This is a genomic window from Bartonella sp. TT121SHDZB, assembly GCF_042193415.1.
Lineage (GTDB): Bacteria > Pseudomonadota > Alphaproteobacteria > Rhizobiales > Rhizobiaceae > Bartonella.
Map to the genome: position 1 here is coordinate 34047 of NZ_JBHILR010000013.1, position 10438 is coordinate 44484.

The 10438-nt window shown below is 43.9% G+C and carries 12 protein-coding genes; 7 read left to right on the forward strand and 5 right to left on the reverse strand.

Features of this window, described 5'->3' with window-relative positions; all coding sequences use genetic code 11:
- Positions 1-1555: 1555 nt before the first annotated feature.
- A complete protein-coding gene (locus ACFIKI_RS07495; protein ID WP_375666602.1) occupies positions 1556-1714 on the forward strand; it encodes a hypothetical protein in 159 nt (52 codons plus the stop codon).
- A gap of 87 nt (positions 1715-1801) precedes the next feature.
- Here the strand turns inward: ACFIKI_RS07495 and ACFIKI_RS07500 are convergent, their stop codons facing one another.
- Positions 1802-2371 carry a hypothetical protein gene (locus ACFIKI_RS07500; RefSeq protein ID WP_375666603.1) on the reverse strand — a complete coding sequence of 190 codons (570 nt, stop codon included), beginning with the start codon at positions 2369-2371 and terminating at the stop codon, positions 1802-1804.
- Between the two features lie 237 nt (positions 2372-2608).
- Between ACFIKI_RS07500 and ACFIKI_RS07505 the strand changes: the two genes are divergently transcribed.
- From ACFIKI_RS07505 to ACFIKI_RS07515, 3 genes are all read left to right on the forward strand, one after another.
- A complete protein-coding gene (locus tag ACFIKI_RS07505; RefSeq protein ID WP_375666604.1) occupies positions 2609-3517 on the forward strand; it encodes a hypothetical protein in 909 nt (302 codons plus the stop codon).
- A 125-nt stretch (positions 3518-3642) separates the two neighbouring features.
- Positions 3643-4218, forward strand: a complete 576-nt coding sequence (locus ACFIKI_RS07510) for a hypothetical protein (protein ID WP_375666605.1) — start codon at positions 3643-3645, stop codon at positions 4216-4218.
- Between the two features lie 94 nt (positions 4219-4312).
- The gene (locus ACFIKI_RS07515) at positions 4313-4840 is read left to right on the forward strand and encodes a hypothetical protein (protein WP_375666606.1); all 528 of its coding nucleotides are present in this window, start codon (positions 4313-4315) and stop codon (positions 4838-4840) included.
- On the opposite strand, the gene ACFIKI_RS07520 is transcribed toward ACFIKI_RS07515, so the two are convergent.
- From ACFIKI_RS07520 to ACFIKI_RS07535, 4 genes are all read right to left on the reverse strand, one after another.
- Positions 4831-6930: a toprim domain-containing protein gene (locus tag ACFIKI_RS07520; protein ID WP_375666607.1), complete on the reverse strand. Its 2100-nt coding sequence runs from the start codon at positions 6928-6930 to the stop codon at positions 4831-4833. The genes ACFIKI_RS07515 and ACFIKI_RS07520 overlap by 10 nt on opposite strands.
- Positions 6931-7044: 114 nt before the next feature.
- Complete coding sequence (locus ACFIKI_RS07525; protein WP_375666616.1) at positions 7045-7281, reverse strand: hypothetical protein; 237 nt, start codon at positions 7279-7281, stop codon at positions 7045-7047.
- A 48-nt stretch (positions 7282-7329) separates the two neighbouring features.
- Positions 7330-7542: a hypothetical protein gene (locus ACFIKI_RS07530; RefSeq protein ID WP_375666608.1), complete on the reverse strand. Its 213-nt coding sequence runs from the start codon at positions 7540-7542 to the stop codon at positions 7330-7332.
- Positions 7539-8630: a DUF1376 domain-containing protein gene (locus ACFIKI_RS07535; RefSeq protein WP_375666609.1), complete on the reverse strand. Its 1092-nt coding sequence runs from the start codon at positions 8628-8630 to the stop codon at positions 7539-7541. The genes ACFIKI_RS07530 and ACFIKI_RS07535 overlap by 4 nt, the downstream gene beginning before the upstream one ends.
- A gap of 483 nt (positions 8631-9113) precedes the next feature.
- Here ACFIKI_RS07535 and ACFIKI_RS07540 point away from each other — a divergent pair, with 483 nt between their 5' ends.
- The 3 genes from ACFIKI_RS07540 (at position 9114) to ACFIKI_RS07550 (ending at position 10335) form a co-directional block, all read left to right on the forward strand.
- A complete protein-coding gene (locus ACFIKI_RS07540; protein WP_375666610.1) occupies positions 9114-9431 on the forward strand; it encodes an XRE family transcriptional regulator in 318 nt (105 codons plus the stop codon).
- Positions 9432-9745: 314 nt separating this feature from the next.
- The gene (locus tag ACFIKI_RS07545; RefSeq protein ID WP_375666612.1) at positions 9746-10135 is read left to right on the forward strand and encodes a hypothetical protein; all 390 of its coding nucleotides are present in this window, start codon (positions 9746-9748) and stop codon (positions 10133-10135) included.
- Positions 10136-10137: 2 nt separating this feature from the next.
- Positions 10138-10335 (forward strand): hypothetical protein, encoded by a 198-nt coding sequence (locus ACFIKI_RS07550; RefSeq protein WP_375666613.1) that lies wholly within the window; start codon positions 10138-10140, stop codon positions 10333-10335.
- The last annotated feature ends 103 nt before the right edge of the window (positions 10336-10438 follow it).

Consider the following 10438-nt stretch of genomic DNA (forward strand, 5'->3'; position numbering starts at 1 on the left):
GGTTGTGCGGTATCCGTTGAGGGGAAGGATGCACTCATTAAGGGCTTGGGTGCATCCTCACATGGATTGGATACTGCGCTTTTGAAGGTTGTGCGGTATCCGTTGAGGGGAAGGATGCACTCATTAAGGGCTTGGGTGCATCCTCACATGGATTGGATACTGCGCTTTTGAAGGTTGTGCGGTATCCGTTGAGGGGAAGGATGCACTCATTAAGGGCTTGGGTGCATCCTCACATGGATTGGATACTGCGCTTTTGAAGGTTGTGCGGTATCCGTTGAGGGGAAGGATGCACTCATTAAGGGCTTGGGTGCATCCTCACATGGATTGGATACTGCGCTTTTGAAGGTTGTGCGGTATCCGTTGAGGGGAAGGATGCACTCATTAAGGGCTTGAGTGCATCCATAGGGAAAGGCATATCCTATAAATTAAAGAGAAATAGCCAAAAGACTTGTTTTTATATCTTATATTAATCGGTTGTTGTATTTGCTATGGGCTTTCATTTTTTATCCTCAATATTTAAGAATTTAAGGTGATTGTGTGATAAGGGTTGTTCGTTAAATTCTATAAAGACACTGAATACTCTATGAGAATTAAGATATTTTTGTGATTTTTTCTTGTTTTTTTCTTGTTTTTTTCGTTCGTACAAGATTTGTAAGGCGTTGTCCTACAGGGTGTTTTTTGTTTAACCTTTGTTTTTTTGTTTGGCTAATGGCGTTGGCTAAATACTTCGATTATTTTAGCTGCTTCAATACTGCCCTCAAAGAATAGTGCTTTATAATATGACAGAATAAGCCGTATTAATTTTGGGATTCTTGGAAAATATTAGAAAGGGAGAAGATCTTAGAAAGAGTGTTGTATATATTGGGGGGGCTTATGGGGGGCACGTGGGTTTATGCGCCTAATGTAAAATCGAAGGTTCCAAACAGAATATATTTGTGTTGCATATTGATGTCCTTATTTTAAAGAATTTCATGTTGGTGAATGAGATAACAGAGAAAATTCTTGTGAAGTGGATAATCTCTTCTATCCAATTTAATAAGAGAGCAGCTAACATCATCATACGACTCTAGCGCATAATATGATGAAAGCCCTTGGAATTTGAGAGTCTTTATAAGAGATATTGTGATTCTTTATCTTGAAAGTGTTTTATTCCAATACGTTTCTTCCGCTTGTAACGTACAAGGGAATGGTTTTGATTAGATTCAACATACAATAGATTTAAATATGAGAGAATCTTACGATATTCGGGTTTCTTATAATATTCTCTCTGTTGTCATTATATATCAACTTGTTAATGTTATACGATAAATCGTCAAAGACTAAGTCATTCTGTTCTGCCGTAAAACACTGTCCTTTGAGGTTTGAAGATATGAAGGCAGCCTCCCTTACATGTTTAAGTGTTTTGGTAAGGGCGTGGGGTGCATATATGGTCAGGGTTTGGCTCTAGCGTCTTAAGTTTAGGTGAATCGCAGGCGTGGAAAGCCAAGAGAGATTCGTATCCGAACTGTTGGCAGATCAAATGGGGTTAAAAATCTTTGTCCTTTGAGGGGGGGGGATGTTGAGTGGTGTGGGATTTAAGAATTCTCCTTGGTTTTTGGTTATACAGGAGCGGGGCTGTACCGTGGGGTGTGTTCTTGAAGGCAATAGCGTTTTGCTGCTTTATGGGGGGATGTCGTTAGTTTGGCGTATGGAGGAGAAAGGAGGATGGGGGTAGCGTGGGAATTATTCTTGAGGGGGGGATGCGGTTTGTGGCACTGTTGGAGGGGTCCTTATGGGATGTTGCCCTGAATGGGGAGGGGGATTATTCAAAATGTTTATGGTTTGCATATCCCCAATGAAATGCGAGCAAGTCTAAACAATCTCGTAAATGATCAGCAAGAGAGTTTTGTTTGCGTTTTGAAGAACTTAATTCTTTGATCGCTTGTCCATGGCCGATAACGCGCTCAAGCAGTGAATAGCCAAGAATACCCAGTTGAACTTTAATGGTTCTTAAATGATTGGAGGCTTCTATTTGACGTTCAATGGGGTGTGTGTACCCTTGGCTACAGGAAACTTTTTCACGGGTGTAGTCAAGGCTCATGTGAAGATCGGCTTGGCTTTGACGCCAGTAAAAATAAAAACGTTCTGCTGCTTTATATTGGGCTTTGCTGAGATGTCCTTTCGCATATAAAAGGGCAATGGGATAGCTTTGTGCATTGGCAATGGCTTTAATCGTGCGCGGGTTGCTGGAACTTTCTGGATGATTGGGTTTAAAGTAAGGATTACGCGTTTCTACAGAGATTTCTTGCGCCTTTAAATGACCAATGTGCTTTCCTTTATCTTGATGGTCAAGTGGGCAGGCTTGCGTATTTTTTTTCTGTTGATGGCTCATAGCATCTCCTTAAAAATTTTAATTTTGATTCTCGTTTTTAAAAAATGTTGCTTGCTCTAGGCAAAAGAGGGGGATGAGAGGAAGACATGTGTTGGAGTGTGCGTGTGGGTATGCGCTCTTGGGGGTGAACTTGGACTGTTGTGCTTGTGTGTGGGAGCCCCATGGATTTGGTTCTTGAAAAGAGGGGTGTTTTGTCGCATGGTGGATTTTCCTTGAATGACTTGATGGGGGAGTGGCATGATGTTGCGCGGTATTTTGTCTTTGAAGAGACTGGTATTTTTCTGCATTGTGGCCTATGTCTCTGTGGCTGTTTATGTGGAAATGAAGGCGTTGGGGATGACGTGGGGCGTATTTTTACGGGCTGTGGCGTTTTATGGCATTCCCGGTATTTTCCTTATGTTGGGTTATGAAGTAATGCAGCGGCGGGGTGTAACGAAGGGTTTGTTCCTCAAGATGGTGTTGTTGAGCTTCATTTTGGCACGGTCTCTGATTTTTGCTTATGAAGGAGCGGGGCGTATGGTGGTTGCGCGGGACATGTTTTTAAAGGGGCTGGCGTTTTGCTGCGTTGTTGGCATGGTCCTTGGTTTTGCTTATGAAGATGTGGGGCGACCGGCTATTACGTGGGAGGTGTTTTGGCAGGGGGTGGAGCTTTCTTGTATTGCTGGCGCTGTCCTTTGTTTTATTGTTGTGGGAGCAAATAGTAGAACTGTATCGTGGGGCGTGTTTTTGAAGGGGGTGGTGTTTTGCACCATTGCTGTAGTGGTTCTTGGCTTTGCTTATAAGGGAGCGAAGCGTTTTGATATATCATGGGAATTTTTAGTGATAGGAGCGGTGTTTGTTGCATTGCTGGCGCTGTCCTTGGTTTTGCTTATGAGGGTGCGGGGTAAATGGATATCGCGTGGGGTGTGGTGCTTCAAGTGGGTGGTGTTTTCTTGCATTATTGGCACTGTCGTTGGGTTGGCACATGTGGGAGTAAAGCATATGGGCTGGAGCACGCTTTGGTTCTTGAACGATGGGGGGTTCTTGAACGATGGGGGGGTTGTGAGCAGTGTTGGATTTGTTCCTTTGTTTGTTTTGGAGGGGGTACGGTGTGTGCGTGTACTGTTGGGGGGGTGCTTAAAAAGAAGGGGTCTTTTTTTCCTTTAATTTTTCCTGTGGGGGATTGATGTCACAGGGTTTGTGGCTTTTGTTGTTGTTGGTTTTTTCTGCTTTTTACTGTTGCTTTGGTTTTTCTTGATAAGATTGCCAAGCGCCGTGGGGTTATAGGGTGGATGTTTTGGAGATGGGTGGTGCTTTATGGCGCCCTTGCTACCTATCTTGGTTTTGTTTATGTGGGCGTGGGCAGGCGCGCTGTTGACGGGGAGCTGCTCTTAAAGGGGGCGGTGTTTTCTTGCATTTTTGCAACTGTCCTTGGTTTGGTGCATCTGGGCGTCAAGAGTATGCCTGTGGCGGGGCAAGTGTTCTTAAAGGCGGTCATGTTTTGTTGCATGATGGGCTTTATCCTGTGGTTTGCTGCTGTGGGCGTCAGAGATATGGATAGCATAAGGGCGGTATTCTTAAAGGTTTTGCTCTTGTCTTTATTGTTGAAAGTGCTCTTGGGGTTCTTTATACGCGAGCAAAGTGATACGGTGCTACAGAGGTCGTTGCGTGCTTTGAATTTTGTGCTGTTTTTCTGCATTTTTGGTACTCTCCTTTTTTTTACTCGTCTGGGAGCAGAGAATCTAGGGTTGAGCTGGCTTTGGTTCTCGAATGAGAGGGTGTTGCCCTTTATTGTTGGATTTTTTTCTCCTTTGATTTATCAGGGTGTAAGGCGTGCACGTGTTCTATGGGCTTGGTTCTTAAAGTAGGGTGTGTTTTTCTTTTTCATGGGTGTGATCTTTAATGGGCTTGCTGTGAGGGGTATGTGATGTCGAACGATTTGTTTTTTTTTTGCTGTTGTTGGTGTTTTCCTACCTTTTTATTGTTGTCGTTATTGGTACTTATAAGGTTTCCAAGCGCTTCGATATTCCGTGGTGGCGGGCGGCGTTTTATTGCATTTTTGGTGTTTCTCTCTTTTTGAAGGAAGTGCTGTTTTATTGCATTTTAGGAGTCGTTCTTTTTTTAGCTCTTTGGGGGATGGAGAGTATGGACATACCATGGGGACTCCTGTCCTTGATAGGGATCGTGTTTGCTGCACTGTTGGAGTGGTTCTTGATTTTGCATATGAGGGGGCGGCGAGATGGGGTGGTGACGCGTTGTTTGTGGTTATTGAAGGGGGTGGTGTTTTGCGCCGTTGTTGGAGCGACCTTTTTTTGTTTGCCTTTGGGAGCAGAGAATCTAGGGTTGAGCAGGCTTTGGTTTGCGAAGGATTGGGTGTTTTTCATCATTTGTGGATTGATCCTTCCTGTTGTTTCTGTGGGAGCAAGACGTGCGCGTTTGAAAGCGGAGGCGTTTTTAAAGAGAGTGGGGTTTATAGGGCATTACAGATAACGTCGAGGGAATGATTGTTCAAAAGAACAGCGATAGCGATAAGTTTGGGGATCAAACCAAAGCCCTATTTTGCCTTCAAAATCACCAGAACGTTGTTTGGCAATATTCATAATGACACCTGGGCGTTTGGCTAAATCTGCTTTTTCTTGTGCGAGAGAGGCGGCAAAGATTTTATCTTCCAACGGTCTATTGCGCCAAATGGTGATGATGTTAAAGGCATTGGCGCCAATCTCTGAGGCGCCTTTAATGTCTTCTGTGCTGGGGATATCTTTATCCAGACCGCTTTTGCGGGCATGGGCGACAAGGTGAATGTGCACACTGTTTAAAACAGCCCAATCAACCATTTTATAAACGGCTTGTTCTTGTTTTGCATAATCATCAGAGGCAATGCCAAGCCGCATCAAACTGTCGATGATAAATTGATCGCAGCCATAGCGCGCACGGCAATAGTCAAAGACTTCAAGCAAGGTGTCAACGCTCGATTTGCCAACATGTTCATAAAGAATAAGCCCTTCGTCTAAAAAATGAAGAATCCGTTCAATCGTTTCTTTTGTAGGCTGTTCTAAGCCGCCCGTTTGTTTGGTTAAACGGCGGAGCGATTGTTCTCCTTTCATTTCTAGAGACGCTAAGCAAAGCCGACTGTTTTGTGCAATCCAATGGGGAATACAGTCTGATAACAATTGGCTTTTACCTGCACCACTCGCACCACTCCAGAGCGTTAATTCTGCTGGGCGGAAATGCAATTTGTCCTTCAGTTTAGGATAGGGAACCGTATAACCAAGATGTTTTTCAGGCTCTGGCCAAAAAAGCCCAATCACTTGATCTTTATAGTCTGAAGCGCGCCGTAAACCTTCTGGGGCAAAGCTTTGTGCTGAGGAAAAGGCGGCTTTTATGGTGGCTTTATCAATCCCTGCGGTTAAACAGTCATTGGCATCTTTAAGGGGTAAACGGACACGGTAGCAACGGTGGCGTCCAAGCCTGCTGGCAATCTCACGGGCTGCTTCTTCTCCGGGCGGATCCATATCGGTGGCTAAAAAAATCGTTTCAAAAGCTTCTAAATGATCAAATTCATTTTCAATCCAATTGTGCTTTCCTCCACTGCCTCCTCCAAAGGGAACAGAAACCGCCGGATATCCATAGGCGGCTAAGGATAGCGCATCAATTTCTCCTTCAGTGATGACAATGGTACGGTTTGTTGAAGAAAAAATGGGGAATGGCGCCTGTTGGGACGCGTGCGTGGGTGCCTGCGTGGCGGTGTGGTTGGTTGAGGGTGCGTGCTGGGGTGCCTGCGTGGCGGCGTGGTTGGTTGATGGCGCCTGCTGGGGTGCCTGTTGGGGCGCCTGCTGGGGTGTGTGCGTGGCGGCGTGGTTGGTTGAGGGCGCCTGCTGAGGTGCCTGCTGGGGCGCCTGCTGGGATGTGTGCGTGGCGGCGTGGTTGGTTGAGGGTGCGTGCGTGGCGGCGTGGTTGGTTGAGGGTGCGTGCTGGGATGTGTGCGTGGCGGTGTGGTTTGTGGAGCAAAGGGCTTGCCAACCAAATAAAATCGGTTCACAGTGTGCTGCTGTAGGTTTTGTTTTTGCTCCCGCTTGCGCAAGCCGTTCTTTAACTAAAGCAAGGGTGCCATCGGGTTTATAAAAGGGAAAAATGATTTTTTCGCCATCTTCTCCTATGCGGTAACGCTGTATAATCTCTAAAGGTATGTGGCGCTCTTTGTGGAGATAGGCTTTTACAAGATTCTGCGGGCTCTGCTCTGTAGGGACCGGTGGACGGCGATAGGAACGATGGGGCGCCATAAAGGGTTTGGCGCGTGTCAGATTGAGAGTCGCGCGTGCTTCTTCTAAGGCTTGAGAGAGGCTAATGCCTTTGACTTCACACCAAAGGTCTAAAAGATCTCCTCCAGTGCCTTCTGCAAAATCATACCAAAGTCCTGCTTTACTACCACTCAAGCAAATCGATAAACTTTGACCTGTCTCGCCACGTGTGTTACCTACAATCCAATTGTTGCCTCGTTTGTGCCCTTGGGGAAGAAGCATTTCTGCTATTCTATCTGCTTGTGAAATAAGTTTTTGTTTGATTTCAAAAATTGTGCTCATGGTCATTCGTCTGGTGAATATATTGTTGTTTTTTCAGATGTGGGAGGTGAGAACTCTATTTTGCTGTTCTCTTCGTTTGATCATATGGTGAAATCCGTGGTGCTATGGGGCTTGCTAGTCTACTTTGTGTGCTTCTTTGCTGCTCTTTTCTTGCCAATAGTCGCGAAACTTCTTGGCTTGCCAATGGGCTTGACTCTCACTCAAACCTTCTGAAACTGCCGCCTTGATGTCTGCTTGCCAAGAGCATGGAAAGTGGCGCCTTGGAGAAAGGAGGAGGGGGAGAAAGGAAGAAGGCGGGAAAGGAGGGGATGCAAGAAGGGAACCGGATATGCCTGTGAGGGGGTGGTGCATGCTGGAAGGTCCTGTTGGAGTGTGTGTTGGAGGGGTGTGTTGGGGTGCCTATGGGGGGCCTTGTGTGGGGAAAACGCTTTTGTGATGAGAGAAAAATGGTCGATGTTGACGCGTTTTGCTGTGTGAATCGCCTATCCAAGTGTTGTTTTGCCGCCCTTTGTTTTGTTCTGTGTTGTTTTGTCCGATGCTGTTGCTGTTGTGGCTTTGAAGCATTTTTATCCCCGCGCGTGCTTGAAAAATACGTTGTTCCTGTGATGTCAAAAATTGTCGCTATAGTTGATCAAACTGCGGTAAAGGGTGTCGTTGTTCTCAGAGAGGAAAGATGAGGAACCCCTCTGTTTTTGCTGTTCTTGCCGCTCAATCTCACGGCGAAACCAGTTGCGCCACGTGGCTTGCCAGTCTACTTTGAGTGCTTCTTTGCCGCTCTTGGCTTGCCAATAGTCGCGAAACTTCTTGGCTTGCCAATGGGCTTGGCTTTCACTCAAACCTTCTGAAACTGCCGCCTTGATGTCTGCTTGCCAATGTTCAGGAAGACGGTGCCCTTTGGCAACTGAGGCTGTGGTTTTTTTGTTGCTGAAAGGCGAGATGGAGGTAGAGAAAGTGGGGGGTGGGAGAGTAACCTGTGGGAGAGTGGTGGCGGATTTTGTTTTGTGCCCTGTGACAATTTGTGCGATAGGGGCGGGAGTGAACTCGGCTTGGGGAGCGTTTAAAGAGGGGGCGCTTTTTTGCGCCGTTTCTGCTTGCGCAGGCAAAGAGAGAGGTGAATCAAGAGCCGATGAGGGTGATGGGTGATCGCTTTGTTCAAAACTCTCTTCGCAGGAAAAACAAGCTTTTGTCTCATCAAACAAAATTTTCTTTTCTAAAACACCGTAAGGTGTTTCCTTTTCTTCTTCTTCTGCCTTTTGAGCTTCTGAGCTTTGTTCACCATCTTTTGTGCGCTCGTTAAGCAGTTGTTGAATCTCAGTATTGATTTTCTTGCGTTTTTTTGCCGAAGAACGTCCCGCAAAGGATTTTTGTTCAAGCAGTTTTTCTCGCTCTTGAAAAATATTTTCGCAACGCTTGTTCCATAACCCATTGGCTAAATTTAAAATCTTGCCCTCTTGAATGAGCATCTCTAAAACATTAACAAAAGTTCGCTTGTCACAACCACAAAGACGCGCTAAACGTTCTTTCGATATTTCTAAAGGTCGGCCACGGGCATACATTTCATTGAGAAGAATCGTATAGATTCCAATTTCATGTGCTCGCATCCCACGGACTCCTCCTAGAAAATCATTTTGATACCAACAAACATATGGAAGTCTAGATGATTCATAATGAGGAGTTTCTTGTCGATTAGCGTATTTCATACTGAAATCTACTTTCTTCTTTTTTATGCATTTTCATTGGTGATAAAAACACAAACAACGATTTAGCTGGTGTGGATCTTGGCTCTGTTTGATGACAATTAGGGGCTTCTCTATGAGAGGGTGTGCTGGAAGAATATGCAAACTTACGTTTTGAGATTGCTTAAATGGAAAAAATAACAGAGAACAACACATTCTCAATGTATCAGCTTTGGGATATCTGCTTTTCGAGGTGGTTTTTTGTATCCTATAGGGTGATTAAAGTGTTTTTATGAGCCCAAAATAAAAAATTTCTCCTCCCTAAAAATAAAATTCATTTGTATCCTATAGGGTGATTAAAGTGTTTTTATGAGCCCAAAATAAAAAATTCTTCCTCCCTAAAAAGTAAAATTCATTTCCTTAATTTTATCCTTTTTAGAGGATAATGCAAGCCCGTTTTATAAAAAGGACGTGTTTTTTTAAAAAGACGCGCTATATGGTGAAATTATGAATATCGATGGTTGGCGTCAAAGATTAAAGACCGCTTTGGAAAAAAGTGGGCGATCAAAAAGATCTATCTCTCTCGCTGCCGGTAAAGGCGCGGGATACCTTCATTCTATCCTTTCTGAAGGAAAAGATCCAACAATCGAATCTCTTTCGCAAATTTGTCACGAAATTGATATCAGTATGAATTATATTCTTTACGGTAAGGATGCTAGTCTTCAAGACAAAGAATTTATAGAGCTTATTTCAAAACTCTCTCCGGAAGAGAGACAGGCAATTTTGACTCTTTTGCGGCGACCCGTTGACGAAGCTTCAAAATAATCTCCTTTTGTGTTTTTGAATCAAGACGACTCCAGTATTCTATTAATATTATATCACTCATTTTATCTCTCCTGTGTGTTTATAATTGCAAATTGATTAAGAACAAATAGAGAACAATAAAAGGACATGAGGGGAACAAAGAAGAATGGGTTTTTAGCTACATATGTCATTTGAACCCCGTAAAGATTTAAAATATATCTTTTATGGAGGATAAAATGATTGACATCTCTCCTATAGAGGATATAAGACTAATGCTATATTTGGCCTTGTCAAGACAAAGCTAGGCTTTATCAACTGTCTAAAGGGGGAAAATCATGAAAAATATTCCATTCATTAAAGAGGATGAAATTATTATCATTCTTTGCGAAGACGAAAATTCTGCTACTTATGAAGGACCTATCGACGAAATCGAAGAAGTGCTCGAACTGATTGAGGAATATGAAACTGTTTATAGAGTTTTACGACTCGATCTGACAACTTCTCATGCGGAAGATGTTGCTGAACAAATCGCTGATTTTTATGTCGAAAATCATGAAATAAATGAAGAAAATACTCAATTGCAGCCCTTCATTTTAAATAGTGAAGCTTATCATGTTTGTTTAAATGAAAGAATGGCGTGCGCTTATGAAGATAATCTCTATGGCTCTTATGAAAAACAGCATCGTTTACGCCCATGTGATGTCTTGACAGATTATTGGTGGTAAACATGCCAAGTTATCTTAAGACTTCTTATCGAGGATTTCCACTTTATTATGCTGGAAATACACGAAATTTAATCAGACTCGAACCACAAAAACACAATGCTATCCTTTTCATATCGCAGAAAGACGCTCAGTCTATGGCAAAAAATTTGGCGGAAGAATATCTCTGCTATGATTTTGCCGTCGTGCAATGGCAGGATTGAAAAGAGCCCACAATGATGGCCCAAGGGGTTTTTCATTGTGGTGACAATGGTGCACCTTATGCTTTCATTCTTGGGAGGGAAGCTTAGGGGAGCCGCTTTGGGG